The following is a 26,719-nucleotide window of genomic DNA, read 5'->3' as shown; positions in this document are numbered from 1 at the left end:
GCTCCTACCGCCTTAATCGAGCAGAAGAGGAGCTATGCCAGGAAGGACTTTGCCCTCGCAGAACTCGAGGCTGGCTCCTCCTCCGGTGGACACATGGGAGACCTTCGACCTATATCCCATCAAGGATACCGCCGAGGCAGTGTCTCCTCCACCTACTACGGAGAAAGCCCCTTGCGATGTGGCTTTGGCCACGGCGTAGCATAGACCCTTGGTTCCCTTGGAGAAAGTCTCGACTTCGAAAACCCCGGACGGTCCGTTCCAGAGTATTGTCTTTGCACCTTCGATGATTTTAGAAAAAGCCTTTACGGATTCGGGGCCTATATCCAACCCCATCAAATCGTCGGGAATTTCGTCGGCGGGACAGGAAGTAAGACTCGATAGATCCTCTATAGATGTAGCCGCTACGACGTCGACAGGTAGCTCCACCGTCACGCCCGATTTTTCCGCCTTCTCCAGCATGGAAGCGGCAAAATCAAGGTGTCCCTCGTCGAGAAGGGATCTGCCCACCGTACCACCTTTTGCCTTGAGGAACGTGAAGGCCATGCCCCCTCCTATCACTATGGAGGACACCTTGGACATGAGGTTATCTATGACCCCTATCTTATCCGATACCTTCGCTCCTCCCAATACGAGCACGAAAGGAGGTTCGGAATGGTCTCTCACCTTTGACAATGCGGATATTTCCTCGTCCAAAAGGTAACCAGCGTAGGAATTGAGGTGTTCCTGAACTCCTACGGTGGAAGCATGAGCTCTGTGAGATGCACTGAAGGCATCCAACAGGAATACCTCGAAAGGAGCCGCCATGGAACGGGAAAAGTCGGGGTCGTTGGCCTCTTCTTCCTCGTGGAATCTGGTGTTCTCCAACAGTAGGATCTTCCCCGTCGAATTTCTCAGGGCCTTCTCCACTTTGGGACCGACGCAGTCCTCGACGAACTCTATGGGGCCGAGCAGCTTTTCCGCTGCCGGCAGTACCGTCTTCAGGCTGAACTCCGGATTTATTTTGCCTTTCGGACGACCTAGATGGGAGGCCAAAGCTACGATAGCTCCAGCGTCCCTCAAGGCCTTCAATGTCGGCAGGTGGGCCCTTATCCTTGTATCGTCCGATACGAGACCGTTTTTTAACGGAACGTTGAAGTCCACCCTCACCAGGACTTTCTTGCCTCTAAGAGAACCGTAGTCGGGAGTCCTTAGGTTCAAGTCCTACAGCCCCTTCCTGATCATGTGATTGACCAGGTCCAGACAACGGCACGAATAGCCCCATTCGTTATCGTACCAAGACAGCACCTTGACCATGTTGTCTATAGCCATAGTGTGGTTCGGGGCGAAAATAGAGGATCGACTGTCATGGACGAAGTCCATGGACACGCAGTCGTCCGTCTCGTATCCCAGATATCTGGACATGGATTCCTCGGAATATTTTTTGATCGTAGAGTTGATTTCCTCTGCTGTCACCGATTTTGGAAGCTCGACGACGAGGTCGACTACGGAGACGTTAGGAGTAGGGACCCTCAGAGCCATTCCGTTCAGTTTGCCCTTGAGTTCCGGTATTACCAAGCCTACAGCCTTGGCTGCTCCGGTGGAAGTAGGGACCATGGAGACGGCGGCGGCTCTTCCTCTATGGAATTTCTTATGAGACGAGTCGACCGTCTTCTGATCTCCTGTATAGGCGTGAACGGTGGTCATAACCCCTTTTACGATGTTGAACTCGTCGTTCAGTATCTTCGCCACAGGGGCAAGACAGTTGGTCGTGCAGGAAGCGTTGGAGACGATGTGATGTGTCGCAGGATCGTAGGACTCCTCGTTGACTCCCATCACGAAGGTTCCCAGCCCTTCTCCGCTGCCAGGTGCCGTGATTACTACCTTCTTAGCCCCTGCGTCGAGGTGAGCTTGGGCTTTTTCCGTATCCTTGTATATCCCCGATGCCTCGATTACGATATCCACTCCAAGGTCGCCCCAGTTGAATTGGTCCGGGGTCGAATGTCGAAGGGTGGCTATGGCCTTGTCATCCACGAAGATATTTTCGTCGTCGTAGTCGACCTTGCCCTGATATCTGCGATGGACCGAATCGTACTTGAAAAGATAGGCTCTCTGCTCCGAGGTCGAGCGACTGTTTGTCGCCACTATGTCTATCAGCCCCTCCTGGTCGTACTCATGAAGGGCTCTCAGTACCAATCTTCCTATTCTACCAAAACCGTTAATTGCGACTTTCACCTTAGACATGGCGTATGACGCTCCTTTCAAGTTTTTAATTATCGTAGCTAAAACCGTAGGTCTCGGCGATGGACATGATCTTTTTCCATCGATAAGTTACGGTACTCTTGCTTACGGGAGAGTTCATTGCAGATCCCAGTTCGTTCAGGCTGGCGCTTGGATTGGCGATTCTCAGGTCGATAAGTTCGGCCAGATCGGGAGGTAGCTCATCTTCATGGCCGTTTTCCTTAAGGAATGTCGCAAGGGCTATCTGACGTCTAGCGGCATCGACGGTCTTTCTTATATTGGAGGCATCGCAATTTACCAGACGATTGGCCCTATCCCTCATGGATCTGACGATGGCCTTTTCCTCCATCTTCAAAGCCGCATCGGATAATCCCATGCCTATCATTAGATCTACAATGTCGTTTTGACCTCTCACCATGGCTTCGACACAACCAGATCCCCTCCGATATGAGACGGAGAGGTCGTTTTTCTGAAGATGATCCTTTAGACCCGCGAGTATTTCGTCGTAAGGGACTCGGAATAGAAAGTAATATCCTCGTTTAGGGAAAAAAACTGAACCTACGGCACCGAATATACCTCTGATCCAGGCCCAGCGGATGAAGGAGCCGCTAAGCTCTTTCGACTGAATAGCTCTGAATAGGTCTATGGGCATCTCCAATTGCACGGTCCCTCTGTGTCTTTCTGGAACGTGCAACATTTTTCCCAGGTCAAAATCGCCACCCCAGGAGGTTTTCTTCCACAAACGTCTCATGCGATGGAAAACCCACAGTCTTCTGGAGGATAGAATCACCCTATCTGCTTTCGTTATCTTGCGTCTCATACAGGAAAAGGTACCCGCTATTTCCGAGTCTGCCGATATCCGATCCGGAATATGGGACGATATCCATTCATCCCATATCTCACTGCTTAGAGAGTCCACTTAGAAAGTGCCACCGTCCTTCTTCTGTATCAAGGAGAAAATGGCCTCCGATAGACGTCCTCCGTCATGCCTTATGACCGGTTCTCCCTTTACTTGATCTAACCTTAGAAAAGACCCCCGCAGGACCTTGCAGCCTTTTTCGTAAAGTTCGACCTCTTCGTCGTCGTTCAGGTAGAGAGGTTCCGCACCTTCTGCTTTATATCGTTCCAACAGTCCCCTCGGAACCTCCTGATCGTTCACTATGACGTAGTCAGGGAGTTTCCCTAGGACTTTCTCTATCCAATTTAGATGTCCCGTCACCGACATTCCCTCGGTCTCTCTGGGCTGTGTCATTATATTGGCCACATATACGGTGGGAGCCAATCCCTTTTTTATCCTTTCTCTAAAGTTTCTTATGAGAAGGTTGGGGATCACGCTTGTGAAGAGACTTCCGGGGCCTAATACGATAAGATCCGCCGTGTCTACAGCGGCTATGACCTCTTTGATCGGCTTTGCGTCCGACGGTTCCAGCCATATCTCGTCCAGGTCCGTGCCGAAATTTGAAATCTCGAGCTCTCCTTTGATTTGCTTCCCGCCGCTTGTCTTTCCCCGAAGAACGATGTTTTCAGTGGAGACCGGAAGGACGCGGCCTCTTATCGCTAGAAGTTGATTGATCCTCTCCACCGCCAGCTTAAAGTCTCCTGTCATCTCGGCCGAGGCCAACAACATGAGATTTCCCAGACTATGTCCTGCTAGATCTCCTTTGTCGAAGCGAAAGTCCATAAAGGATCTCAATACATCGTCGTTTTCGCTCAAGGCCACGATGCAGTTTCGGATATCTCCGGGGGGAAGGACTCCCCAGTCCCTGGTGATACGTCCCGAGCTACCACCTTCATCGGTAACGGTTACGACCGCTGTTATATTTTTCGTGAATCCTTTCAATCCCATCAGAAAGGCGGATAGGCCGGTACCTCCGCCTACAGCCACGACATAAGGTCCAGATGAAAGACGAAAGGAGACACCGGAATCTTTCGTCGGAGGGGACGATCGGAATCCTGTCCTTCTCCTCTTAAAGAGTGCTCCAGCGATAACACCTACCGAAAGTCCCCATAAAAAGGGCCATAGATGCCTCATAGAGTCATCTCCTCCCTGGAGTGTATCGTGATATCGTAAAGAAACTCAATGTTTATCTATATCTCTATGGAAATGGGTCACACGATACCCCTGTTCCTCGAAAATTGACTCGAGCCATTCGACCATGGCTACGGACCTGTGTCGTCCTCCGGTGCATCCTATAGCTATGTGCATTGAGCTCTTTCCCACCCTACCATATTGAGGAAGTAAAAACTCGAAAAAATCGACGGTCTTGTCTAAAAAAGCTTCCCAGTCCGGGAATTGTTCCTTTATATACTGTTTTACCGGTTCGTCCGTGCCTGTAAGATCTCTAAGGCTGGGAACGTAGTAGGGATTAGGTAAGAACCTGACGTCCATGACGTAGTCGCTGTCGTTCGGTATTCCGTGTTTAAACCCAAACGAGGAAAAAAGGACCGTGAGCTGAGGATCCGGCGATCCCAGAGCTTTTAAAAGTGCTGGTCTAAACGATCTTATATCAAGATTGGAGGTGTCTACGATGATATCCGCCTCCTGCCTTATGGATGCGAGAAGGTCTCTTTCCCTTTTTATCCCCTCTAGTATAGTCACGCCATCTCCCAGAGGATGGCTCCGTCTGGTGGTGTTGAATCTCTGTACGAGAACCTCGTCGGTGGCGTCCAGAAAGACTACGGAAAAATCCTCTACCCCAGCCCTGAGTTCTCTGGAGATCGTCTCGAATCGATCTAGGTCTTTTCCTCTCACGTCTACAACTACGACCACGCCGTTTACGACGGCAGAATCATGAGTTCCCAAAAGTTCCAGAAGCTGAGGAAGAAGTGCTGCAGGGATGTTATCCACGGCAAATAAGCCTTGGTCTTCCAGGATATTGAGGGTACTGGATTTACCGCTGCCGGATAGTCCTGTGACCACCACCAGCTTCTTCACATTGTAGATTCCCAACAGCGTCACCTACTTTCTGAGAAACACAAAATAAGGATATCCCAGTTTTTTGAGCCTCTCCCCAACGGCAGTAGCCTCGTTACGTGAGTTCCCGCCGGGAATCCAAACCCTGTAATATTTTGTCCCGCTCACTATTCCCTCGCCTATTATAACCGAGTAGCCTTTGGAACCGACCTTAGACGCCAAGGCCTTAGCCATCGATCGTTGTTTGAAGGCACCGATTTGAACATACCAAGAGGAGTTTTTAGCATTGGCAGAGGCTCTAGAAGAGGTGCTCGTAGGCTTCGGTTGAGATGCGGTTTTTTTATGAGAAGTCTCTCTTTGTTTGTCCTCTGCCTCTTTCATGGTTATGGGAACGGCAATCACAGTACCATCCTCTACCGAGACTTCGTCCTCGTTTAGAGGACTTTCTTTTTTTATGGGGACGTCTATCTTTCGGGGCTGAGATGGGACGGGAATGGCCTCCTGGACGTATTTCCCATAGGGATCGTCTTTATCCGGCAGAAAAAAAATCTTTATCCCGAAGACCAAAAACCCCAAAGCCACCAGACCAAGTATCGGTAGCATAAGATCTCCAAAGGGCAACAAGCTCCTCTTTTTCCGTTTTACCTTCCTAGCCATAACAACACCATTCCCTTAAAAAAGCGGGACAAACCTATAGAGGTTCGGCCCCGCTAGATGTCTACCTTCCTCCGTTGTCTTTATCTTTATCGCGGGTCCTACGCACCTTTCTTATGTAGGACGGAACATCGTATGAGTCTTTTGGGAGCCCTGGGAGCTCAAACATGTCCGGACCATCTTCCTCGGGAGACAGATCCGTCGGTTCTAATTTTATACCGGAGGTCTTCTTCTCTTTTCTCTGAGCCGTGGACTTGGATCCCGATCCCGCGTTTATATTTCCAAAAGGAGTTGCCTTGGATTTGGCCTGTTCATAGTCGGAGAACCCTGTAGCTATTACCGTTATCTTTATCCTGTCCTCCATCTCCTCGTCTATGGCGCTTCCCCATATAATATTGGCGTCATCGTCGGAGGCTTCGTTTATGATCCCGGCGGCCTCGTTAATTTCGAATATACCAACATCCGCCCCTCCGGTTATATTGAAGAGAACTCCCTTGGCTCCGGTCATGGGAATTGACATCAGAGGACTGTTTATCGCGGCCTGGGCTGCCATGACTGCTCTGTTGTCGCCTCGTCCCTCTCCTATGCCCATAATGGCTGATCCCGCGTTCTGCATTACCGATCGGACATCGGCGAAGTCGACGTTCACAAGTGCTGGCCTCAGGATCAGATCGGTCACCCCTTGAACTGCCTGACGAAGGACGTCGTCGGCCATTCTGAAGGCATCGGTCAGAACGGTGTTTTTATCGGAGATCTCCATCAATTTATCGTTTTCGATAACTATCAGAGCATCGACTTTTTCCTGAAGGGCCTTTATCCCCATCTCAGCCTGAGACTTTCGTCTTTTACCCTCCCAGAAAAAAGGTGTCGTCACAACCGCTACTACGAGAGAGCCGGTTTCCCTGGCTATCTCCGCTATGACCGGGCTGGCACCGGTTCCGGTTCCTCCTCCCATACCCGCGGTCAAAAAGACCATATCGGCACCGACCAGAACCTCCTTGAGCTCGTCGAAAGATTCCTTGGCGGCTCCGTGACCTATCTGAGGATCCGCTCCAGCTCCGTGCCCTTTGGTGAGTTCCCTCCCTAATATCAGACGGGTTGGGGCTTCCGATAGACTTAAAGATGCCATATCGGTATTGACTGCTAAAAACTCTACTCCGGTTACGCCGCTTCGGATAATGTTGTTGAGGGCGTTGCCTCCGCCTCCTCCGACACCGACGACCTTAATTACCTCTCTGTGCGGACTGCTCTCCGAGGTGACTTTAAAGACACCATTCATGTCCATATCACAACCTCCCAGCGGCTGGTTCTTTAAAACAGATCTTTGAAGGCCCTCTTTATAGAATCGAAGACCCCTCTTGCCTCTCCGAAGCTCGGCATACGTCTAGGCGACGGTTCTCTTGAAGTGTATCCTCCACCTCTTAAAACTCCTACCGAGGTTTCTATATAGCGATATCTGTGCCGATCTCTCTCCACAAGGTAGCGAACGATTCCCGCCAAGGAAGAATATTGACATGAACTCATCCCAGGAGGCATCTGATGGGATACGATGGGGGCTCCGACTCTCACCGGCAACTCCATGACATCGGAGACGAATCCCTCCAACCCTTCCGTTAAAGCCACGCCTCCCGTTAGTATGATTCCCGAGGGGAAAGCATGGTAGTTCATGCCGTCCAGGATCTCTTTCACGTGATGAGAGAACAGCTCCTCCAATCGACAGGAGACGACCTCTACTAAGGCGTCAATAGGCATGGTCTTGGCCTTTCCTCTTATCACTACCTCGAACTCCTCATCCTCTTCCGGTGGCTCTAGAGACAGGCGTTTTTTCAATTCCTCCGCCACGCTTATTGGGATCTTGGCCACATAGGCGAGGTCGTTGGTGATGTGATCTCCTCCTATGGGAATTACGGAGAGCCGTATAGGACGGCCATCCACGAATATGGCTACCCCGGTAGTTCCTCCGCCTATGGATACCACCACCGCTCCAGCGGTCCTCTCCTCTGAGGATAGGGCCCCTAGAGCCGCTACAAGAGGTTTTACGACCAGTCCGTTTACTCGGGCGCCAGCTTTCTCCACGCAATTGACCACGTTTTGAAGCGCTGTGGTGGGCACAACTACCGACTGTAGCTCTATCTCGAGACGGATTCCCGTCATTCCCAAAGGGTCGTCTATTCCGGAGTTCCCGTCTATAGAGTATTTCACTGGAATTGTATGGAGTACGCTCCTGTTGGATGACACGGAAAGCTCGCTTTGTGCCGTCTCAATGACTCTCTCGACGTCGTCTATCTCGATCTGTCGAGGCGTCCTTCCCAGAGAGACCATACCGTGAGACATCACGCTGTCGACCTCTACTCCGCTAAAAGCAACCGTGACGTCATCCAGAGTGAAGCCGACCATGGTTTCAGCTTCCTTCAAAGCCCTTCTTACGGCTAAAACGGCCTGTTCCAGGTTGACTATCATGCCTTTTCTTATCCCTGCGGAGGGAGCCTGCCCCACCCCTATGATCTGGGCCTCGTCGGAGCGGACGTCTCTTTCCGCCACGACGACGGACACCTTTGAGGTGCCGAGATCAAGACCTACGAAAATGTCAGGCTCTCTTTTCACAAACCCATCGCTCCCTTCGCGCATGGTTTAATCGTTCAGCCCTTTTACGACTATTTTATCACCGTAAGAGGCATCCACGATTTCACCGCTTCTGAACTTGACTCCCGAACTCAGTAGCTCGTTTACGGCAGATATCTGAGAGTGCAAGTTCTTGTCTCTGTCAATTATGACAGTTAAAAACCCATTGTTTTCTCTTTTTATATACAGAGAAGCCAATTCCATACCGCCTTCTCTATAAATCCTTAATGCCTGGACTTCTCCAGGCAAATCCATGTCTGTGAGCTCTTTTATCGTTGACGAATAATAATCAAGGTCATAATCGAAATCCATTACCGATCCTTGATCTTTCGATGACACTTTTATCGGAGGAGGCATAGACTCATCTATAACCACCAAAGGATCGTCCGGTTTCCCGTAGATTTCTTCGTTCATAGGGTGGTCTTCGGACCAGACCCTACCCTCTCTGGAAAGATACCAGGAGGTCTTTCTCCAGGAAAAGGTACTTAAAACGGTCAAGGGTTTTAACCTGAAGGATAAAGTGCCCCATCCGATCTGAGTATCTATGGACAGAGGCTCGCTCTTCTTTATGGCTTCGTCCAGGTCGCCTAATAGTGTAAACGATAAAGGCCAAAAACGTATAGCATCTGGAGATATGTACGACAGGATCTTTTTCTCTATCCTTAAGGATGGACAGGAATCCAAGACTATGGACCTCAATCTCAAAAACTGATAGTTTCTCTCTAGCTTAAACGGAAATGCCGCGAGAAACGATACCAATAGGAGGGAAAAAAGCACCCCTAGACGATTTTCCTGCATGAGAAAACACTCGCTTCTATCGCCTCGCTCAAACCCCTATAGCTATTGAACGAGGAACTATATTCTTGCGACCTATCTCTTTTACAAGTATATCGCCTAGATCCGCTATATCTCCCGCCCCTAGAGTCAAGATCACATCTCCCTCCTCAACCAAGGACATTACTTTATCTATGGCGTCCTTTTTTCTATCCGCCACAAAAAAGGACGGGTGCTTTTTCATCGATAGATGATCCCCTATCATGTGGGATGTCACACCGTCTATAGGCGGTTCGTCGGCTGGGTAGATAGGCAATACGACGACCTTATCGGCATATGTTAGGACTTCGGCAAAGTCCTCCGCCATTGCTGCCGTCCTTGTAAATCGATGAGGCTGAAAGGCCACCAAGATCTTTCTCTCTGGAAAGATCTGACTTATCGCCTTCAAGGTAGCCTCTACTTCTTTTGGATGATGGCCGTAATCGTCGTATACATCTATATGTTCGACTCCGCCCTTGAACTGTAACCGTCTTTTCGCACCTTTAAATTGACGCAGGGTTCTCTTTATCACGTCGAACGGAACAGACAACGTGTCTGCTACTATACAGGATGCCAAGGCGTTCAACACGTTGTGGTCTCCCGAGACTGAGAGCTCTATTCTGCCTATAGATCTACCGTGTTTTCTGACGGAAAACGAGACACCGCCACCATGATTATACTCTATGTCTGTGGCTCCCCAATCCCACCTGTCTCCCCAGCCGTAGGTGACTTTAGCTTTAGGGCCATCTTTCTCCATCATCTTCAGCAGAGATTGTACTCCTCCGTCCTCTCCGCAGAGTACGGACAATCCCCCCTTCCTAAGATTTTTGGAGAAAGACTCGAAGGTGTTAAGGACGGAATCGAAATCGGGATAGTGATTTACGTGATCCCAATCGACGTTCGTTATAACCGATATGGTGGGATGAAAACAGAGAAAGGAACCGTCGCTTTCGTCGAGTTCGGCGACCATATGAGGCCCCGATCCGAGTCTGGCGTTGCAACCTATATCGCACAGCTCGCCGCCTATAGCGACGGTAGGTTCAAGCCCGGCTCCGCTGAGAATTAGGCCTATCATTGAAGATGTAGTAGTTTTTCCGTGGGTACCGGCTACTCCTATTCCGTATCTAACGTCGAATATAGCGCTCAATACCTGAGCCCTCTGAGCGACGGCTATACCGCTTTCTCTGGCGACTACCAACTCTTCGTTATCCTCGGGAATCGCACTGCTGTAGACTAACAGGTCGGGAGAGAACCGGGATAGGTGGTCCGAACTATGACCTATATTGAAATCTATGTCGGCTTGAGCCACTTTTTCAACGTAGAATCCATAGGACATGTCGCAGCCACTGACATCGAAGCCGAGCTCCTTTAAAAGAAGGGCTAGACCGCTCATTCCGGCACCGCCGATCCCCATCAGATGTATATGGCGAACCTCATCCAAGTTTATCTCCTTTATTTCCAAAGCCGGACTCTCCCTTCAAATATGCGAAAGAATCAATCGCCACAACGCCGAGACTGCATTATCGTCGTCGGTCGAGTTTTTTAATTCTTTTAATTCGCCGTATTCTGTATTCGGTTTTCGAGAAATATCGTTCTCTAACTCGTCTATTATCTTTACCAGTTCGGCAATGCCCATTTGGGGAGTCCAGATTCGTACCGACTTTTTATCCTCCAAAAAAGACAGGGCATTTTCATATTGATGTCCATCGGAGGCTTTCTCCCAGGGAACTACCACGGCGGGTATGCCTAGCTCGCCTATCTCGGCCAATGTGGCTCCTCCGGCCCGACAGATAACCATATCAGCTACCCCGTAAATTGGCGACATATCCCATCTATTGGAAAGATATGCCACTTTATTCTCCACTCTATCCTCGTCGGTTCCTAGTACGATGAAAAAACACCTTACAAATTCTACCATAGATGAGGTGATCGATACCAAGTCGATCAGGCTAGAGCTGCCAAGAGAGCCACCAAGAAGCACGATAACACGATCCTCTTCGCCGACTGCATCGGTTAACCCTAGTTCGTCAAGAGACGCCCCTCGAGATAATTTTCTAAATTTTCTAGTTGGCGTCCCTGTGAAAACTCCTTTTACCCCCTTACATTTGTGCCACCCAGTAGCCACAGGTACTTTCCATCTTGAGGCGATACGAGATACCTTTCCCGCAACGACGTTTTGTTCATGTATAAAAACGGGACTCTTTACAAACTTGCTCACGACGAGGGCGGGAAAAGAGATGTAACCTCCGAAAAGGATTAAACAATCGGGATTTATCTCATTGACCTTTTTATACATAATTGCGATGGACTTTATCATATTCCACGATCTTTCAAAGACACTCCTTAAAGTCTTGATGCCTAAAGGCGATCCCTCTACCGGTAGGATAAAAGGACTAACATTATGGTTTTCATATATGTTTTTTTCCATCGATCTGGATCCACATACGTAATAGACTTGATCTCCTGCTTCCCTTCTCGAGTTTCCGAACGCTATGGCCGGGGTTATATGCCCACCGGTTCCTCCTGCGACTAAAATTATTTTCAATCTTCCACCCACCTTTTTCCATCGTATAACTCTCTCATTGCTCTAAGGATGAGCCCTATCTTAAGCCAAGATATTACCAGAGAGCTTCCACCATAACTCAAAAAGGGCAAAGGCATTCCAGTCATCGGTATGGCATTCGATATTCCTCCGATATTTATGATCAGAGGGATAGCTATAGACAGAGCTCCTGCCCACAGCAACAAGGCTATCGAGGAATCCTCGGCCTGACGAAAATGACAGTAAATCCGAAAAAACCAAAGCGAGAACAAAGATAGGACGGTTACGCTTCCTATTACCCCCAGAGTCTCAGCGACAGCGGCAAAGACAAAATCCGTGTGAGCCGCTGGCAGGAAGCGACTTCTCTGTACAGCCTTTCCCAAGCCGGTACCCCAGAAACCACCGTTAGCAAAGGCTATCAATCCTTGAATTGTCTGGTATCCGACGTCGGAAGGATCGGACCAAGGGTCGAGCCAGGCGACGATTCGCCTCTGTCTGTAGCCTTTCTGAGAGAGAAATACGAAAACGGGCGACAGCAGGATCGCAGACGTAAGGGGTAGAAGAAAACCGTAAGCCTGCACGTAGATTCCCATGGCAAGGAAAAACAATAACAAAGTTCCACCAAGGTCGGGTTGCAGCAATACCGGTACAGCCGCGATGAATATCAGCAATAACGTCAAGGAGAAGGCCCTGAAGGATTTTAGCTTCTTTCTCGTGTAGATTTTACACAGGTGGATCATCAGAAAAAAAACGAGCAATTCCAGGGGCTGGAAGCTGATGGAACCTAACTTGATCCATCTTGAAGCACCGCCTCCGCCGGTTCCTATGCCTGGGATCAATGTCAACCAGGTAAGAATCCAGGATGATGACAGAAAGAGCCCGCTTCGTTCCCACCAAAAATCCAGTGGCAAGGCGCTCGATATCAACATACATATCAAGGCAACCGCCAACCACTGAGCCTGTCTTTGCCCTAACACGAACGATATGGAGCCGTCCCCTAACCTAACCGTGGTCAAGGACAATATCACCACTATTCCGAGGGCAGAAAGGATCAGGGGCACGATCCATACGACAGGGTCCCTTCCTGATCTCACGACTTTACGTCTATCCCCTCTATCGCTTTCGCCAACCCACTGAAATGGTCGCCTCTCTCCCTGTAGCTTCCGTACATATCCCAGCTAGTGCAAGCAGGGGATAGCAACACAGTGTCCCCTCTTTTAGCCCTTCTGGACGCCTTGACTACGGCCTCTTCCATGGATTCAACCATCTGCCAGTCGGTTACATTCTGTTCTTTCAAGGCATCTGCTATGGCAAAACGCTCTTCTCCAAGCAATATGGCATATCTACAGTTATCCTTCACCGCAAGTGCCAACTCGCGGTAATTCTCTCCCTTCCCTTTTCCTCCCAGGATAACGACCTTTCCGCCAGGAATGGACCTAAGGGCTGTACAAGTGGAGGCAACGTTTGTTCCCTTGGAGTCATCGACGTAGGATATTCCGTCCTTCTCCACTATGAACTGACATCTATGGGGAGGGGCTTGGTAGGAGGCGAGCCCCATGGACCAATCTATTTTTCTGGAAGATGACAATATACAGGCAGTTGCGGCCATGGCGGCGTTCTCTATGTTATGTCCTCCCAGCAAAGGAACTTGCTTCGACATGAAAAGATCGTGGCGAACGCCCTCTATAACAGCGATCGCTCTTTCATTGTTTATAAATATACCGTCTTTCTTTAAATCGTTCTCCAGAGTCAAACCGATGGTCCTTGGATCGCTTTGCCCACCTAGGAGGGAACGATCCTTTTCCTGAACGATGGACCACCCAGTATCCCTTCTGTGAGAGATGGCTTTTTTCTTGGCTGAAATGTAATTTTCGTAGGACCCATGCCAATCGATATGGTCCGGTGCAATGTTGGTAATTACAGAGATATCAAACTCGGATTTCTCGGTCCAGTGGAGTTGAAAACTGCTCAGCTCTATCACGAAGACGTCTCTTCTTTCACCTGCGAAATCACCTAGAGGCGAACCTATGTTCCCCAGTGCTAAGGCATCAAGACCGGAGACTTCAAGCAGATGGGCGATCAATGAAGTGGTGGTGGTCTTTCCGTTAGTACCAGTTACAACGACGACCTTCCCGTCCAGTTTGGGTAACACGAAATCTACCTCTCCCATCACCTTGATTCCGGCATCTCTCGCTTCCAGAAGCAAAGGAGCCTTAGGGGAAACTCCGGAACTCACCAGCATGAGGTCACACTCCAAGGCCTTGGAGGAATGCCCTCCTATCTCGAAGTTGACTCCCATATCCTTTAGGCCAAGCCGTCTATCTTCCGGTATATCGGCTTTGCTTTCCGTAACAAAGACCGAGGCTCCCGACCTGACCGCAGAGGAAGCCAAAGCCTCGCCGCTGATCCCGGCTCCCAATACGGTAACTTTTTTACCGAATAAATCTTCCACTACGACTGCCACCTCTCGTTAAAAGTGAAGTCCAAGGCCAATTCCAGACAGAAAAAGGACGACGATCCCGGCTATATGTAGGATCCAGAATCTCAGAACTATCTGCACCTCGCTCCATCCTGATAGTTCGAAATGATGATGCACGGGGCTCATTTTAAAGACTTTTTTGGAGAAAACCCTTATGGCTACTATTTGAATCGCCACGGATAATATCTCGACGCCGAAAAGAGCTCCAGCAGGGATAACATACAGCAGTCCTCCTCCACAGACCGATATGGAGACCAAAAGCCCTCCGAGAAAATGAGAACCGCAATCTCCCATGAATATCCTGGCGGGGAAGGAATTGTACCACAGAAAACCGAGCGTCATGGCTAGTCCCGCTACCGCTCCGCTGATTCCGGACGATATTACTGTGCAGATGAACATCAACGAAATCGACGAGGCTCCCGCGGCCAGTCCATCCAATCCGTCTGTAACGTTGACTCCGTTGAGCATGGAGACGACAAAAAAGGAACAAAGGAGAATCGAGAACGTAGGCGATATATAAACCCCAGGCAAAATAGCGATTCCTAAATATCTTTGGACTACCACGGACCAAATCAGGGATATTAATACCTGAGCTGAAAGCTTCTGCAGACTGGATAGCCCCTCACTAGAGGATTTTGAGTATTTCAGGATATCATCCCATAGACCGATCCCTCCGGAAGCCAGAGGCAATGACCATAGAATTATCTGAAATCCAATATAACCATCTCCTAAAGCCCAGCCTATCAAAATGGACGGCAGCGCCATTACCATAAACATTGCCCCTCCAAGGGACGGGGTCTTGCCCTTTTGTTCGTCTCTCATCGGACCATAGCTTTTCTGGGCCAATTTAAAATCACGGTGTTTCAACCATAATATCCATTTGGATTGAGCTAGGATGGAGAAAAAAAACAGGACCAACCCCCACATCAAAAGGCCTATAGTCATGAAAAGATCTCCATCAGACGTTCCAGCCCGTTGGTTCTGGACCCTTTTATGGCGATGAAATAACCCTTTGATAGAAGACTCTTTAGATCAGAGGATAACGATTCAATATCCTCATACACCTTTACGGGAGGCTTCAAACTAATCCACATCGACCCAAAAAGAAAAACCGTCCCCAATGGTAGGGCTTTTTTAAGAATTTCCTCATGTAGAGATAGAGACCCTTCTCCAAGTTCTCCCATTTCACCGAGAATGAGGAGCCTTTTTTCTCTAGGGAAAGGACTCTGAGCCACCAGATCCAGCAAGGCTTCCATGGATTTTGGGTTGGCATTGTAACTTTCATCCAGAACCAGGATCCCGCCTCTATCTTTCAAGACCCCCCTTCCATGGTAGGGTTTTATCGAGGATAATCTGATAGAGGCCTCCTCTGGCGATATGCCCAATTCCACCGCGGTAGCCCATGCGATTCCCAACAGGCTGGCGTTATGTATCCCAGTGAGTTTTGCCTTAATTCCATAAGAGCTCCGCCCCTGTTTTTCCCCGATGATCATGGAAAGGACAGGACGTTCCTGCCACTCGAGCCGTATATCCTCCAAAACATAGCTTCCCGAAGACCCTACCGATAGGGCTTGCCAGTTCTTCCCAAAGGACCTCTCCTTTACGGCGGAGGATAACATGGGGTTGTCGCCGTTAAAGATGACCTTCCTCAAATTTGGGGATTCCAGTATTTCAAGTTTTGCATCAAGCACGCCTTCTAAACTACCCAACCCCTCCAGGTGAGCCGGAGCTATTTCGGTTATAACCGCAGTGTCTACAGGATATAGATCGACCATCTCGGAGATCTCTCCCGGATGGTTGGTCCCCATCTCCAGGATCAGGACGGAAGTGTCTTCCGGCATCTCCGCTACGGTAAGAGCGCAGCCGATTCTCGTGTTATGGCTGCTTCTAGCCCTGTAGACCCCTGACGAAGACCCTCCTAAAGCGAGAAATATCATCTCTCTGGTGGACGTCTTACCTACGCTCCCGGTTACGGCTATCACGTTTTTCAGGCCTTTGAGTCGATGACGAGCTATTTTTATCAGCCCCTGCTCGGGATCCGCCACCTCTATTACTCGGATCCCTTCGGGAAGGTCTCTTATTTTCTCCCCCCAAGAGCTACTCACCAGGGCGCAATGGGCTCCTCGGGAAAAGGCATCAAGGATGAAGTCATGGCCATCCATGTTTTTGCCTGACAAAGCCACGAACAGGTCTCCCTCTTCTATCTTTCGACTGTCCACACGTATAAGACCGGAAAATTCGCCATCGTCGCCTTTGAGCATACCCTCTGCCAGCGAGGCATATTGAGACCAGGTATGGATTTTAGGATTCATTTCCATGGGATTCCTCGATATTTCCCCCAGTTTCTTATCGACTCAGAGTCGCTATAGGGAGTCTTTTTCCCTTTTATAAGGATATAATTTTCCGGCCCTTTGCCGGAGATTACCACCACGTCTCCCTCTCTAGACATATCCAGAGCTCTGTATATAGCGTCTTTTCTATCGATGATAACATCGTAGCTGTTGCCATCTACTTTATGGACGCCTTCCAATATGTCCTCGACAATCGATAGTGGATCCTCTCCTCTGGGGTTATCCATCGTCAGTACCAGATGGTCCGCCTTTTGTGCCGCTATCTCGCCCATTGCCCAACGATTTCCTCTGAACCTCTCCCCACCTAAACCGAAGACCCCTATAAGCCGCCCCTTACATATTTCTCTGGCGGCTGAGAGGAGATTGCTCAACGCATCCGGCGTATGGGCGTAATCCACTATGGCGCAACCTCTCTTTTTGAAAAGGTAACGTTCCATTCTGCCCGGTACCTGAGGCATATTCTCTAAACCACGCTGGATCTCATCGTAGGAAAAACCGATGGAATGACAGGCAGCGGCCGCTGCCAAGGCGTTGCTGACGTTATATCTCCCTATCAGGGGCAGACGAACCCTGTTAACCCGTCCCTCTATGGCGAGGTCAAAGAAAAGCCCCCCTACATCCAGTGATATATTGGACCCCGTAACCGTAGCCGAGCTAGATTTGGACGAATAGGTTACGACATCGGATCCGGAACATTCCCTCAGCAATCGCTTTCCGTAAGGATCGTCCACGTTAAAGATTTTTTTGCAGTTATATTTCATGTATTGTGTAAAAAGCAACTTTTTAGTCTCGAAATAGCGCTCCATATCTCCGTGAAAGTCGAGATGTTCCGGAGTTAGATTTGTGAAGACCGCTACGTCGAATAGACATCCCGACAGCCGTCCCTGGGCAAGACCGTGAGAGGATGTCTCCATAACACAACCGTTACAACTGGATCGGACCATCTCGGAGAGAAAGGCCTGTATCTCCGATCCCTCCGGAGTGGTCCTATCTGCCTCGATTTCCTTGGTCCCGTCGTCGTAGGTTATTGTTCCCAGCAAACCGACCTTGCCCCTTCCCCTCATGATGGACCGAATCATATAGGTAGTCGTGCTTTTACCATTGGTTCCGGTAACTCCAACCATCGAGAGAGACTCCGAAGGATGGTCGTGAAAAGAAGAGGCTATCGCTCCCAATGCGCTTCTGGCGTCCGAGCTTAAGATAATCGGCACGTCTTTTTTCACTCCGTCGGGAATATGTTCACACAACAGAGCCGCCGCTCCCGATTTTACGGCAGCGACGGCGAATTTATGTCCATCGTTATGGAGTCCGGGCACGCAACAGAAGAGACTTCCCGATGTGACTTTGCGGGAATCGAACTCGATAGAACTAATGATTTCATCGCTAAGTTGGCCTACGATCGCCGATACCATTCCGGAGGATCTAAGATCCTCGACAAGTTCATTGATTTTTTTCATCGTAGAGTAATCACTCTCCAGAATTCAATCTCTCTATGTCCTCGACTATAGCTTTGAAGACCGGGGCGGCTATGTCTCCTCCGTAATATCGACCTCGACCAGGTTCTCCAAGAACAACCAATAAGGTGTATTTGGGGGAATCGTAAGGCCAAAACCCTATGAAAGATGCTACCATACGTTTCTTTGAGTACTCGCCTTTTACAGCCACCTGGGCGGTACCGGTCTTCCCACCTATCTTAACCTCTTTGCAGTCGGCTTTTCTGCCCGTTCCCTCGACTATCACCCTTCGAAGCGTCTTTCTGAACCAATCGACGTAATGCGGAGGAAGCAAATCTCTCAGGACAACCGTTTCAGAGCGATATATGGGTTTCCTGTCTCCATCCTCTACTCTATCGACTATATGAGGGAGCAACAGCTTTCCTCCGTTTATTACGGCGTTGAAGGCTGTGATCAGTTGAATAGGCGTAACAGCTATTCCCTGTCCGATAGCCACGTTAGCGGGGATTACCCCATACCATCTTTCGGGAGGTAGCAATAACCCGTTTTCCTCTCCGTTCAACTCTACTCCGGTTTTTTTCCCGAATCCCCAGGCTTCCAGATCTCTGTAGGCTTCGTAGGGATTGAGTTTAATTCCGATCTGAGCCATACCGACGTTGGAAGAATATATAAGCACGTCGGAGAGGTCTATCTTGCCTTTTCCGCGTCCATGAGAGTTGGAAATCCAACCGTCGGCTACCTTGATCCTGCCATTATCTATAAACCAGGAGTTTCTTCCCACTAGTTTGGACTGAAGCGCCATGGCCACAATAACAGGCTTCAACGTAGACCCAGGTTCGTAGACCCTGCCGATACAGTTGTTAGTCATGTTATCGTTATTCAAGGTTGCCCTTTTGTTAGCGTTGAAACTAGGCCAACTTGCCATCCCAACGATTCTCCCTGTATTGCTTTCCAGACAGAGAGCAGCACCCCATTTGACCTTTTCCCTGACCGATATATCAGAAAGTCGCTTTTCGAGAATGTATTGTATACGACGATCCACTGTCAAAAAAACCCTACCTTCGGAACCACCGATCGTGGGATCTCTTAGTCCTCTGGTTTTCATAGTCCAACCGGAGGGAGTGTAAAGTACATCGTTCCACTTCAGTTCAAGTCCAGCCAATCCTATTCCATCTATATCGCAATACCCCAAAACGTGGGACAGAAGAGTCTCGTTAGGATATATCCTCTTCGTCTCCTGTAGAACGTGGAGTCCTTCCAAGCCCATATCGAGTATTTTCTTAGCTTTTTCGTCTTCCATCTGTCTCCGGACCCAATAAAAACGGCCTCTTTTGAGCGACGACAGGATAGCCGTCTTCTCTTTCGAGACCCACTCGCTGAGTTTATCGGCGTTATCGGTGTTCCAATCTCTGGGGTCGACATACAGGCTTGCGGTAGGGACGGAGATCGCCAAAGGCTCGCCTCTTCTATCTAAGATAGGACCTCTACTTGAGCAGGTCCTACCGAACCTATTGCTTTGATTTCCAAGCCTCTCTACAACCCTCTCATCCGGTTTTATCTGAAGAACTATGACTCTGCCTATCAGGCCTGCTATAACCAGGAAAAGAAGCACCCATGGAAAGTTTTTTTTCATCTATAGTGCTTGTCTGGCAGAGAGCCACTCCATCTTTTGGGATCGGACATCGAGGATGCAGTTTTTCCTGAGAACTGAACCCTTATTATCCCCGCATAGGCGTCCTCCGTCATACCCAATTTTGTGCTGGCATATCCATATACCGTTGACGGCGATTCCATGGCAAGGCATTTTTTATGGATCGACGTGACCTGTGCCTCCAAATCGCTTACCTTCGCAGAGAGGTCGTCCAGTTTGGATTCAAGAACTAGACCATACATTCTCAGACATACCAGAGAAGAACACAGCATCATAGCCACAACGAGAAAGAGTACAAAGATAGGGCTTATCTTGATTTTTTTCCTTCTGACACGGACGTCGTCAGATCGATAACGGTCTTCTCTGAGTTTATCTTTGAAAAGCACGACAGCCCTCCTGTGTACGTCTGTCCTTTGGCGAAAGCTCTAAGCTTAGCGCTTCTGGATTTGGTATTGTTCTCTATCTCAAGATCCGAGGGAACCAGGGCCTTTTTAGTCAGAATAGTTCCTTCTCCCTGATCCTTCCATCCTCTGAATTTCCATTTGACGATTCTGTCCTCAAGGGAGTGATATGACACTACCACCACCACCCCACCAGGAGATATGACCTCTAGAGCGGAGTTTAGTCCCTCGTCCAAGGCATCCATCTCCTTGTTTACAGCAATTCTAAGAGCTTGAAAGACCTTCCTGGCAGGGTGCCCTTTGGCCTTTCTCATAACCGGAGCTGGAAGAGCCTTACGTATAACCTCTACCAATGTATCCGTGTCCTCTATAGGACCGCTCTTTTCACGATAACGGACTATGGACTTGGCGATCGGCCAGGCAAATCGTTCCTCTCCGTATTTTCTAAAAATCTCGCTTAGCTCGGGGGCGGTCAGTTCTCTGACCATATCGGCTGCGCTTTCGCCTCCATCTTCGTGGTTCATCCTCATATCCAAAGGCCCGTTTTCTCTGAAGGAAAAGCCCCTTTCCGGTAGGGATATCTGCATATTGGAGACCCCTAAATCGAAGACGACTCCTCCCACTGGGATACCATCTATATCTTCGAGCAATCCCTTTAGATCGGAGAAATTACCCTTTATGGGAATGAACCTCTTTCCGAATGGACTCAGCCTTTCCGAGGCCATGGTCAAAGCCTGGGGGTCTCTATCTATTCCGAAGACATTTACTCCTTCTATACGAGCCAAGATCGCTTCCGAGTACCCGCCCAAACCTAAGGTGGCATCTACTATAGGACCTGAGGAGCCCGTTTTTTTAAGATACTCAAGTACTTCCTCCAACATAACTGGAACATGTTCAACCTTCACTGCATCACTTCCTCGATCATCTTTCCCAGATCTCCAAGCAAGGTAGACCTTCTGTCGTTCCAACGGGCACGATCCCATATCTCTATGTGGTCCTCGACCCCTATAACCGAAACATCCTCTTTCAATTCTCCGTAGCAACGAAGAGAGGGCGAGATGAGAATACGCCCGGTTTTATCCGGTGTGATTTCGTCGGCCATGGAAAAAAGGACTCTCTTGAAATTTCTGGATTTTTCTTTAGAAAAGGGCAGTTCATCGAAGCGAGCTACGAAAGTCTGCCAGCTATCAAGTGGATATACTGCCATGCATCTTTCTATTCCTACGGTACATACAATGGGAGATCCGAGGACATTCCGAAAACGGGAAGGAAGGATCATCCGTCCCTTATCGTCTATTTTATGATCGTAACTCCCCAAGAACATGGCTTGTCCCCCATAACTTCCCACTTCTCTCCACGATATACCAACTAAACAGTAGAACTTAAAGGTGAAAGAGTCAAGAGGATCATGGCCTCTCATCGGATAAAAGGGCAAAAAAAAGGACCCAGGCCTTTTTTTACTAGGCCGTAGGTCCCAAAAAACGGTGCTGGAGAGCCTTCCTGTAAGCCGGGTTTTGTCGTGGGTAGTCATTTATCTAGGACATCCCTCGCGAGACATCTCGAGCGACCGTACCCGGAGGTCGGCGGGCCGCCTCATCCCCCCCTATTCGGTCTTGCTCCGGACGGGGTTTACCTGGCACGACAGTCACCTGCCGTCCGGTGGGCTCTTACCCCACCTTTTCACCCTTACCTCTTGAAGAGGCGGTATATCTCTGTGGCACTGGCCTGTGGCTTACGCCAACTGGGCGTTACCCAGCGTCCTGCCCTTTGGAGCCCGGACTTTCCTCTCCCGATATTTATCGGCAGCGACTACCTGGAAGACTCTCAGGAGGCAGTATATCACATTTCAAGTGATTCGCCGACATGGTATGATTGTAGACGATAACACCATAAAGGAGGGATTCCCTTGGTCGCTAACGAGAAGGATTACGATTCGCCAGAATACACGCGTTTTAAACAACAGGTTCAAAAACTAACTGGTCTAGATTTAAATTCATATAAGAACCAAATACATCGTCGTGCTCATATGCTCATGAGCCGATGGAATTTGACCGATTACGACCAGTACTTTACTATGATCAACAAAAATGAGGATAAACTGAGGGATTTTCTCGATTATCTAACGATAAATGTGTCGGAGTTCCTAAGAAATCCTCCACGATGGTGGGATTTGAAAGATCATGTAATTCCCGATCTCATCAAGACCAAAGGCAATAAAAAACTTCGTTTTTGGAGTGCCGGATCTGCAACCGGAGAGGAACCCTATTCTCTGGCGATGTTGTCCAGCGAATGCGGGCTATCCTCCACTACCCCGGTCCATGCGAGAGACATCGATGCCGGCGCAATCGCCATAGCCCAAAAAGGGATCTATCACAAGAGACAGCTGGTAAACGTTCCTCCAGATTGGATAACCAAGTACTTCAAGGCCGTAGACGAGCAAACCTATCAGGTTAAGGACGATCTCAAAAAGAGAGTCGATTTCGCCAGATTGAACCTAGTAGAGGATAGGTTCGAAAAAGACTACGACCTTATACTGTGCAGGAACGTGGTTATATACTTCAGACCGGAGACGAAGGCGGTCCTTTATCAGAAGTTTTTCGATGCACTCAGACCGGGAGGGTATCTTCTAGTGGGATCGACGGAACAGATTTTCGAGTATAAATCCTACGGATTCGAGGCTGCAAAGCCCTTTCTTTACAAAAAACCCCTCAAATAGAAGGAAAAATCGAAAAAGCGGAGGTGGGGCTTTAAAGCCCCACCTCCGCTTTTTGTTTAGTGAGATCTGACGATATCCTTGATCTTCATTATACGGCTGAGAGTCGATCGCTCCTGTTCCTCCAGCTTCATGGTGATGTACTTTATGGTCTCTATTGTAGCCGGAATCAGGACGTGCTCCAACGCGTTGACCCTTCTTCGGGTCTTCTCTATCTCGGTCGACATGAGAGCTATGGCCTTTTCCTCCGCCGCAAGCTCTATGAGTTTCGGCATTATGGAAGAAAAACGCTCGAGAGCGACGTCGAGACTGCCCAGGGTTGTTGCAAAACCGTAGTTGAGAGCCTTGCCTTCCTGGTCTATACCGTATTCAGGGACCACCACGCTCATAACGTTGCGATGTTCCACGGAGATACGGCACTTCGCCCCGGGAATCATAAGTGCCTGTTCCAACATGGCGGGCAAGGTCTGAGCTCTGGCGAGGAGGAAGCTCTCGTAACATCTACGGAGCTCTTCCTCCACCGCTTCGCGTTGCTCCTTGACCTTGCGAGCCTTTTCCAGAAAGGCCTTTATCAGGGCGTCCTGTTTGTCCTTCAGGAGTTTGTGGCCCCTCTTGGCCACCACCAGGTTCTTCTTGAGCCTGGATAGCTCCATTCGGTTCGGGTTGACGTTCAGACGAGCCATGACATCACCCCGCTAAGCCTTGACTTCTTCTGCGGACTTCTGACCCTCTTTGAGAGGCAGCAGATACCTCTCTATATACTCGTCGTGGACACGCTTGAGCTCCTTGACAGGGACCATGGTAAGGAGCTCCCAGCCAAGCTGGAGGGTTTCCTCCACCGTTCGGTTTTTGTACTCTCCCTGACGGACGTACTCGTCCTCGAAACGGTCGGCGAAAGAGGCGAAAGCCTTGTCGTCTTCGGACAGGGCACCCTCTCCCAATATGACGGCCAACTCCTTGGCCTCCTTGCCCCTGGCGTAGGCAGCAAAGAGCTGGTTCATCAGGTCGGCGTGATCCTCTCTGGTCTTTCCCTTGCCGATACCTTTGTCCTTGAGTCTGGACAGCGAAGGCATGACGTCCACCGGGGGATATATACCCTTACGGTGAAGGTTGGGACTGAGGATTATCTGACCCTCTGTGATATAACCCGTAAGGTCCGGAATCGGGTGGGTCTTGTCGTTTTCCGGCATGGTAAGTATGGGAACCTGGGTTATGGATCCGCTGCGGCCCTTTATCTTACCGGCCCGCTCATACATAGTGGCGAGGTCGGTGTAGAGATAACCGGGGTAACCACGTCTGCCCGGGACTTCTTTTCTAGCCGCCGAGATCTCACGAAGGGCCTCGCAGTAGTTGGTGAGGTCGGTAAGGATGACCAAGACATGCATATTCTTCTCGAAAGCGAGATACTCCGCCGCGGTCAAAGCCAGACGGGGAGTGGTTATTCGCTCGATAGCCGGATCGTCGGCCAGGTTGACGTACATTACGGTACGCTCCAGAGCACCGGTTCTCCTGAAGTCCTCCATGAAGAAGGAGGCCTCCTCGAAGGTTATACCCATGGCGGCAAATACGACGGCGAAGGCCTCGTGACCGCTGATTACGTTCGCCTGACGAGCCAGCTGGGCTGCCATCCTGTTGTGGGGAAGCCCAGCTCCTGAGAAGATGGGCAGCTTCTGACCTCTAACCATGGGATTCATACCGTCGATGGTGGATATGCCGGTCTGGATGAACTCCTCCGGATAATCTCGGGAAAAGGGGTTGATAGGCAGTCCGTTGACGTCGATATTTTTGTCGGCGATTATGTGAGCCCCTCCGTCTATGGGCTCTCCCCTGCCGTTGAAGACCCGTCCCAACATGTCTTCGCTGACCGGTAAAGTTAGGACCTTCCCGACGAATCGGACCTTGGTATCCTCTATATCTATACCGTCGGTTCCCTCGAAGACCTGTACCAGCGCTCTGTTGGAGTCTATCTCCAGGACCCTTCCCCGGCGGTTTTCGCCGTTGGAAAGCTCGATTTCGACCAACTCGTCGTATTTGACGTCTTGGACCTTCTCGACCACGAGTAGCGGTCCCTGAAGGCTGCTGATGGTCTTATATTCTCTAGGCAACATTGGATTCGCCTCCCGTCGGAACCAGTTTGGCGATCTCTTCCTTCATGACGTTCTCAAGGTCGTCGATCTGCTGAAGCGAGTCCTCGGCGACGAGTCCCATCCTGGCTATTTTCTCCCTGACAGGGAGGTTGAAAAGCTCGTTCATGGGAGCACCGTTTTTCAGCGCCTCGGTTCCGTAATGATGGAATTTTATGATCGTCGCAAGCATCTTGAACTGCTTCTTCATCGACGTATAGGTATCGGTCTCGTGGAAGGCGTTCTGGTGTAGAAAATCCTCCCTGAGAGACTTGGCCGTCTCGAGTATCATCCTCTCGTTTCTGGAGAGGGCATCTATCCCGACCAACCTCACTATCTCTCGAAGCTTGTCCTCCTCCTCAAGCAGTCCCATGGCCTCGACCCTGGTGTGGGACCACTCGTCGTCGAACTCTCCGTCCCAGTACTCGTCCAGCTTGTTGGTGTAGAGAGAGTAACTCTGGAGCCAGTTAATGGCCGGGAAGTGACGCTGATAGGCCAACTGGGCGTCCAGTCCCCAAAAGACCTTTGTAACTCGAAGGGTATTCTGGGTTACAGGCTCGGAGAGGTCTCCTCCGGGAGGGGACACTGCCCCGATGACCGATACCGATCCCTCGGCGCCCTCTCTGCCGTAACAGATAGCCCGTCCAGCCCTCTCATAGAAGGACGCCAGTCGGGTCCCCAGATATGCAGGGTAACCTTCCTCTCCTGGCATCTCTTCAAGTCGTCCGGACATCTCCCTGAGGGCCTCTGCCCAACGGCTCGTGGAGTCGGCCATCAAAGCTACCGAGTAGCCCATATCCCTGTAGTACTCAGCCATGGTTATTCCGGTGTATACGCTAGCCTCTCGTGCCGCGACGGGCATGTTGGATGTATTGGCTATGAGAACCGTCCTCTTCATCAGAGGCTCTCCCGATCTGGGGTCCTCCAGATGGGGGAACTCGAGGAGAACGTCGGTCATCTCATTTCCTCTTTCTCCACAGCCGATGTATACGACTATCTGAGCCTCCGCCCACTTGGCCAGCTGGTGCTGTATAACAGTCTTCCCGGAGCCGAAGGGACCGGGCACACAGGCCGTTCCTCCTTTGGCTATGGGGAAGAAGGTGTCGACTACCCTCTGACCGGTGGTCAAGGGCGTAACGGGAGGAAGCCTCTTCGCTACCGGACGGGTTTTACGGACAGGCCATTTCTGGGCCATCCTGACCTCGTGCTTCTCCTTGTCGTCGCTCTCTATTACTGCGACCACGTCGTCGACGGTAAAGCTTCCCTTCGATATCTTCTTTATTTTTCCGGATATACCGATAGGTACCATTATGCGATGTTCGACCAGCACTGTCTCCTGTACGATTCCTAGAACATCTCCCTGGGAGACCTGATCCCCTTCCTTAAGACGTGGCTCGAAATCCCACTTTCTCGAGTGGTCCAGGGCGGGAACGTCGATTCCCTTCGCTATATAGGGACTCTGAGCGGCGTCCTCGATGCTCTTAAGAGGTCTCTGAACGCCATCGTAAAACTGCTCTATCAGTCCGGGCCCAAGCTCGACGCTAAGGGGTTCTCCGGTGCTTACGACTGGTTCGCCGGGTTTTAGCCCCGACGTCTCCTCGTAGGCCTGAATCGAGGCATATTCGTCCTTCAGCTCAATGATTTCGCCGACAAGACCTATTTCCCCGATACGGACCACGTCGTACATGCTGGCACCGATCATTCCCTTAGCGACTACAAGGGGTCCGGATATTCTTTCTATGCTGCCTTTTATGACCTTATCCGTGGCCACTATGAATCGCCTCC

24 protein-coding genes and 1 other RNA gene are annotated in these 26,719 nt (G+C 50.0%); 1 reads left to right on the top strand and 24 read right to left on the bottom strand.

What is annotated here, in order from left to right; all coding sequences use genetic code 11:
- Window positions 1–12: 12 nt before the first annotated feature.
- From DPEP_RS13580 to rnpB, 21 genes are all read right to left on the bottom strand, one after another.
- The gene (locus DPEP_RS13580; protein ID WP_005662031.1) at window positions 13–1,197 is read right to left on the bottom strand and encodes a phosphoglycerate kinase; all 1,185 of its coding nucleotides are present in this window, start codon (window positions 1,195–1,197) and stop codon (window positions 13–15) included.
- 3 nt (window positions 1,198–1,200) lie between these two features.
- Window positions 1,201–2,220, bottom strand: a complete 1,020-nt coding sequence (gap, locus tag DPEP_RS10765; RefSeq protein ID WP_005662029.1) for a type I glyceraldehyde-3-phosphate dehydrogenase — start codon at window positions 2,218–2,220, stop codon at window positions 1,201–1,203.
- A 25-nt stretch (window positions 2,221–2,245) separates the two neighbouring features.
- Complete coding sequence (gene whiA, locus DPEP_RS10760; protein WP_198003073.1) at window positions 2,246–3,037, bottom strand: DNA-binding protein WhiA; 792 nt, start codon at window positions 3,035–3,037, stop codon at window positions 2,246–2,248.
- Between the two features lie 99 nt (window positions 3,038–3,136).
- Complete coding sequence (locus tag DPEP_RS10755) at window positions 3,137–4,102, bottom strand: gluconeogenesis factor YvcK family protein (RefSeq protein ID WP_241760475.1); 966 nt, start codon at window positions 4,100–4,102, stop codon at window positions 3,137–3,139.
- Window positions 4,103–4,294: 192 nt separating this feature from the next.
- Window positions 4,295–5,176, bottom strand: a complete 882-nt coding sequence (rapZ, locus tag DPEP_RS10750; RefSeq protein ID WP_420805907.1) for an RNase adapter RapZ — start codon at window positions 5,174–5,176, stop codon at window positions 4,295–4,297.
- Window positions 5,177–5,734, bottom strand: coding sequence for an SPOR domain-containing protein (locus DPEP_RS10745; RefSeq protein ID WP_005662022.1), 558 nt, complete (start codon window positions 5,732–5,734; stop codon window positions 5,177–5,179).
- Window positions 5,735–5,849: 115 nt separating this feature from the next.
- Complete coding sequence (gene ftsZ / locus DPEP_RS10740) at window positions 5,850–7,070, bottom strand: cell division protein FtsZ (protein WP_005662021.1); 1,221 nt, start codon at window positions 7,068–7,070, stop codon at window positions 5,850–5,852.
- Window positions 7,071–7,096: 26 nt separating this feature from the next.
- Window positions 7,097–8,389 (bottom strand): cell division protein FtsA, encoded by a 1,293-nt coding sequence (gene ftsA / locus DPEP_RS10735; protein WP_005662020.1) that lies wholly within the window; start codon window positions 8,387–8,389, stop codon window positions 7,097–7,099.
- 27 nt (window positions 8,390–8,416) lie between these two features.
- Window positions 8,417–9,205 (bottom strand): hypothetical protein, encoded by a 789-nt coding sequence (locus DPEP_RS10730; RefSeq protein ID WP_005662018.1) that lies wholly within the window; start codon window positions 9,203–9,205, stop codon window positions 8,417–8,419.
- A 28-nt stretch (window positions 9,206–9,233) separates the two neighbouring features.
- Window positions 9,234–10,682 (bottom strand): UDP-N-acetylmuramate--L-alanine ligase, encoded by a 1,449-nt coding sequence (gene murC, locus DPEP_RS10725; RefSeq protein ID WP_005662017.1) that lies wholly within the window; start codon window positions 10,680–10,682, stop codon window positions 9,234–9,236.
- Window positions 10,683–10,697: 15 nt separating this feature from the next.
- A complete protein-coding gene (locus tag DPEP_RS10720) occupies window positions 10,698–11,765 on the bottom strand; it encodes a UDP-N-acetylglucosamine--N-acetylmuramyl-(pentapeptide) pyrophosphoryl-undecaprenol N-acetylglucosamine transferase (protein WP_005662016.1) in 1,068 nt (355 codons plus the stop codon).
- Window positions 11,762–12,856 carry an FtsW/RodA/SpoVE family cell cycle protein gene (locus DPEP_RS10715; RefSeq protein WP_005662014.1) on the bottom strand — a complete coding sequence of 365 codons (1,095 nt, stop codon included), beginning with the start codon at window positions 12,854–12,856 and terminating at the stop codon, window positions 11,762–11,764. Before DPEP_RS10715 ends, DPEP_RS10720 begins: the two co-directional genes overlap by 4 nt.
- Window positions 12,853–14,214, bottom strand: coding sequence for a UDP-N-acetylmuramoyl-L-alanine--D-glutamate ligase (murD, locus tag DPEP_RS10710; protein WP_005662011.1), 1,362 nt, complete (start codon window positions 14,212–14,214; stop codon window positions 12,853–12,855). Before murD ends, DPEP_RS10715 begins: the two co-directional genes overlap by 4 nt.
- Before the next feature lie 18 nt (window positions 14,215–14,232).
- A complete protein-coding gene (locus DPEP_RS10705; protein ID WP_005662006.1) occupies window positions 14,233–15,186 on the bottom strand; it encodes an MraY family glycosyltransferase in 954 nt (317 codons plus the stop codon).
- Window positions 15,183–16,553, bottom strand: coding sequence for a UDP-N-acetylmuramoyl-tripeptide--D-alanyl-D-alanine ligase (locus tag DPEP_RS10700; RefSeq protein ID WP_198003072.1), 1,371 nt, complete (start codon window positions 16,551–16,553; stop codon window positions 15,183–15,185). The genes DPEP_RS10705 and DPEP_RS10700 overlap by 4 nt, the downstream gene beginning before the upstream one ends.
- Complete coding sequence (locus DPEP_RS10695; RefSeq protein WP_005662002.1) at window positions 16,550–18,049, bottom strand: UDP-N-acetylmuramoyl-L-alanyl-D-glutamate--2,6-diaminopimelate ligase; 1,500 nt, start codon at window positions 18,047–18,049, stop codon at window positions 16,550–16,552. Before DPEP_RS10695 ends, DPEP_RS10700 begins: the two co-directional genes overlap by 4 nt.
- A gap of 10 nt (window positions 18,050–18,059) precedes the next feature.
- Window positions 18,060–19,679: a peptidoglycan D,D-transpeptidase FtsI family protein gene (locus DPEP_RS10690; protein ID WP_005662000.1), complete on the bottom strand. Its 1,620-nt coding sequence runs from the start codon at window positions 19,677–19,679 to the stop codon at window positions 18,060–18,062.
- Window positions 19,676–19,969, bottom strand: a complete 294-nt coding sequence (locus DPEP_RS13320) for a hypothetical protein (RefSeq protein WP_206740458.1) — start codon at window positions 19,967–19,969, stop codon at window positions 19,676–19,678. Before DPEP_RS13320 ends, DPEP_RS10690 begins: the two co-directional genes overlap by 4 nt.
- A gap of 35 nt (window positions 19,970–20,004) precedes the next feature.
- Window positions 20,005–21,003: a 16S rRNA (cytosine(1402)-N(4))-methyltransferase RsmH gene (gene rsmH, locus DPEP_RS10680; protein ID WP_005661999.1), complete on the bottom strand. Its 999-nt coding sequence runs from the start codon at window positions 21,001–21,003 to the stop codon at window positions 20,005–20,007.
- Window positions 21,000–21,422: a division/cell wall cluster transcriptional repressor MraZ gene (gene mraZ, locus DPEP_RS10675; protein WP_005661998.1), complete on the bottom strand. Its 423-nt coding sequence runs from the start codon at window positions 21,420–21,422 to the stop codon at window positions 21,000–21,002. The genes rsmH and mraZ overlap by 4 nt, the downstream gene beginning before the upstream one ends.
- A gap of 163 nt (window positions 21,423–21,585) precedes the next feature.
- An RNA gene (gene rnpB, locus DPEP_RS12935) (RNase P RNA component class A) lies at window positions 21,586–21,923 on the bottom strand.
- A gap of 81 nt (window positions 21,924–22,004) precedes the next feature.
- On the opposite strand from rnpB, the gene DPEP_RS10670 reads away from it, so the two are divergent.
- Entirely contained in the window at window positions 22,005–22,814 is an 810-nt protein-coding gene (locus DPEP_RS10670) for a CheR family methyltransferase (protein WP_005661996.1), read from the top strand.
- A gap of 56 nt (window positions 22,815–22,870) precedes the next feature.
- On the opposite strand, the gene DPEP_RS10665 is transcribed toward DPEP_RS10670, so the two are convergent.
- Genes DPEP_RS10665 through DPEP_RS10655 form a run of 3 tightly spaced genes read right to left on the bottom strand, consistent with a single transcriptional unit; the run spans window position 22,871 to window position 26,705 of the window.
- Window positions 22,871–23,494, bottom strand: a complete 624-nt coding sequence (locus DPEP_RS10665) for a V-type ATP synthase subunit D (protein WP_005661995.1) — start codon at window positions 23,492–23,494, stop codon at window positions 22,871–22,873.
- 12 nt (window positions 23,495–23,506) lie between these two features.
- A complete protein-coding gene (locus tag DPEP_RS10660; RefSeq protein ID WP_005661994.1) occupies window positions 23,507–24,919 on the bottom strand; it encodes a V-type ATP synthase subunit B in 1,413 nt (470 codons plus the stop codon).
- Window positions 24,909–26,705: a V-type ATP synthase subunit A gene (locus DPEP_RS10655; protein ID WP_005661992.1), complete on the bottom strand. Its 1,797-nt coding sequence runs from the start codon at window positions 26,703–26,705 to the stop codon at window positions 24,909–24,911. Before DPEP_RS10655 ends, DPEP_RS10660 begins: the two co-directional genes overlap by 11 nt.
- Window positions 26,706–26,719 lie beyond the last annotated feature (14 nt).

Source organism: Dethiosulfovibrio peptidovorans DSM 11002 (genome assembly GCF_000172975.1).
Taxonomy (GTDB): Bacteria; Synergistota; Synergistia; order Synergistales; family Dethiosulfovibrionaceae; genus Dethiosulfovibrio; species Dethiosulfovibrio peptidovorans.
This window is presented reverse-complemented; position numbering and strand designations above follow the sequence as displayed.

What these genes read in the sequence shown, in the direction of transcription:
- gap (WP_005662029.1), bottom strand. Translation starts at nt 2,220, where the DNA reads ATGTCTAAGGTGAAAGTCGCAATTAACGGTTTTGGTAGAATAGGAAGA.
- whiA (WP_198003073.1), bottom strand. Translation starts at nt 3,037, where the DNA reads ATGAGACGCAAGATAACGAAAGCAGATAGGGTGATTCTATCCTCCAGA.
- DPEP_RS10745 (WP_005662022.1), bottom strand. Translation starts at nt 5,734, where the DNA reads ATGCTACCGATACTTGGTCTGGTGGCTTTGGGGTTTTTGGTCTTCGGG.
- ftsZ (WP_005662021.1), bottom strand. Translation starts at nt 7,070, where the DNA reads ATGGACATGAATGGTGTCTTTAAAGTCACCTCGGAGAGCAGTCCGCAC.
- DPEP_RS10730 (WP_005662018.1), bottom strand. Translation starts at nt 9,205, where the DNA reads ATGCAGGAAAATCGTCTAGGGGTGCTTTTTTCCCTCCTATTGGTATCG.
- DPEP_RS10705 (WP_005662006.1), bottom strand. Translation starts at nt 15,186, where the DNA reads ATGACTATAGGCCTTTTGATGTGGGGGTTGGTCCTGTTTTTTTTCTCC.
- DPEP_RS10700 (WP_198003072.1), bottom strand. Translation starts at nt 16,553, where the DNA reads ATGAATCCTAAAATCCATACCTGGTCTCAATATGCCTCGCTGGCAGAG.
- DPEP_RS10695 (WP_005662002.1), bottom strand. Translation starts at nt 18,049, where the DNA reads ATGAAAAAAATCAATGAACTTGTCGAGGATCTTAGATCCTCCGGAATG.
- DPEP_RS10690 (WP_005662000.1), bottom strand. Translation starts at nt 19,679, where the DNA reads ATGAAAAAAAACTTTCCATGGGTGCTTCTTTTCCTGGTTATAGCAGGC.
- DPEP_RS13320 (WP_206740458.1), bottom strand. Translation starts at nt 19,969, where the DNA reads ATGCTGTGTTCTTCTCTGGTATGTCTGAGAATGTATGGTCTAGTTCTT.
- mraZ (WP_005661998.1), bottom strand. Translation starts at nt 21,422, where the DNA reads ATGTTCTTGGGGAGTTACGATCATAAAATAGACGATAAGGGACGGATG.
- DPEP_RS10665 (WP_005661995.1), bottom strand. Translation starts at nt 23,494, where the DNA reads ATGGCTCGTCTGAACGTCAACCCGAACCGAATGGAGCTATCCAGGCTC.
- DPEP_RS10660 (WP_005661994.1), bottom strand. Translation starts at nt 24,919, where the DNA reads ATGTTGCCTAGAGAATATAAGACCATCAGCAGCCTTCAGGGACCGCTA.